This window comes from Streptomyces hygroscopicus subsp. hygroscopicus (genome assembly GCF_001553455.1).
Lineage (GTDB): Bacteria > Actinomycetota > Actinomycetes > Streptomycetales > Streptomycetaceae > Streptomyces > Streptomyces hygroscopicus.
Window position 1 is genome coordinate 1 of sequence record NZ_BBOX01000472.1, and the last position, 1594, is coordinate 1594.

The window sequence follows — 1594 nt, forward strand, 5'->3', positions numbered from 1 at the left end:
GACCAGCCCGCCGTTCCGTCGTTAGGTACGGAGTCGGTCCCGGCGGCCGGGCCCCAGGCCGGCGACGCCGCCCTCCACCCGCCGTCGGCCACGCCGTCGGCCCGCCAGTTCGGCGAGCGGCGGCAGCACCTGCCGGGCGGGGCGGGCGGCGTTGGCCTCGTCGAGCGGCACCTCGGAGGCGAGCAGGGCGACGCTGTCGGCGACCGCGTGGAAGCGGGAGGAGCCGAGCGCCTCCAGGGCGGCGGTGTGGGCCCGGGTCCGGGCCAGGGTGAGCTGGCGCTCCAGCAACGCCCCGGCGCGCGCCGCGCCCACGGTCAGCGCCCCGCCGCGGGCCTCCTCCTCGGCACCGGCCCGCTGGTGGGCCGAGCCCTGGCCGGACCGGTTGCCCCTCTCGCCCCTGGTGCCCCGGCCGCCCTTGTCTCCCCGTTCACCGCGTTCCCTGCGTTCGCCGCGCCGCCGTCCGGCCGCCCGGCCCTCGTCCCTGGACGCCCCGGCCGCGCCCTCGGCGCCGCCGCCCGTACCGGCCGGACCGGGACCCTGCCCCCCGACAGGGTCCCCGGCCCCGCCTCCCGGCGCACCGGCGGCCAGGGAGACGCTGCGGCGAGCGGCCCGGGTGGACCGGGGCGGGACGGAGCCGGGCGGACCGCCCGTGCCGTCGACCGCGACCGTGACCCCGCCACGTTCGGTGCGCGCGGCGCTGGTGACGCCCGTGGCGCTACGGGCACCCACGGCACCCGTAGCGTTCGTACCGCCTGTGGCACCCGTGGCACCCGTGGCGTTCGTAACACCCGTGGCACCCGCGGCACCCAGGGCGCCCGTGGCACTGCTGGCACCCGCGGCACCCGTAGCGTCCGTGGCACTACTGGCACCCGCGGAGTCCCTGACGTTCGGCGCCTGCGGGGCGGGGGCACCCTCGGGGAAGCGCCCGTCGGCGTTCACGCGGCCGTCAGAGTCCACGCGGCTGTCAGCGTTCACGCGCTCGTCAGCGTTCGCAGGCTCCTCGGCATTCACGCGTTCCGCAGCGGTCCCCTCGCCCGGTGCCGACCGGTCCGAGGGGCCGCCCGCGCCCGAGAGCCGGTACAGGGCGCCGCGCAGCCGGGTCAGCCGCTCCGCGTAGGCGTGTTCGCGCGCCAGCGTGCCCGACAGCCAGGCCAGCTCGGACCGCAGCTGATCGGACCAGGCCGGGTCGATGATCGGGCGGTAGACATGCAGCGCGCCGCTGATCCGCCGGGCGGCGCGACGCAGCAGCCGGGCGGCCTCGGCCGCCTCCGCGACATCGGATCCGCTCTCGCGGTGCAGCCGCAGGCTGCGGAGGAAGTCCCCCGCCTGGGCGTGCAGATACGCCGACAGCACCTCGCCCGCCGTCGCCGACTCCCCCCACGACGGCCCCACCGCCTCTGCCGCTCGATCCGCCGCCCGTCCAGCCGTCCGCTCCGTCACCCGCTCCGCCGCGCCGTCGGGCCCGGTGCTGGGCGAGCCGTCGGACCCGGGGCGGCGCGGGCCGTCGGGCCCGGGGCCGGGCGAGCCGTCGCGCCCAGAGCTGCGCGGCGCGTCGGCCGCATCCGCGGCGTCCGTCATCCCGGCCGGCGGGAGG

1 protein-coding gene is annotated in these 1594 nt (G+C 79.4%); it reads right to left on the reverse strand.

Annotated elements, in window-relative coordinates; translation table 11 throughout:
• Positions 1-21 precede the first annotated feature (21 nt).
• The coding region (locus AXW62_RS47510) for a CHAD domain-containing protein (protein ID WP_442267821.1) at positions 22-1594 on the reverse strand (1573 nt) is incomplete at its 5' end.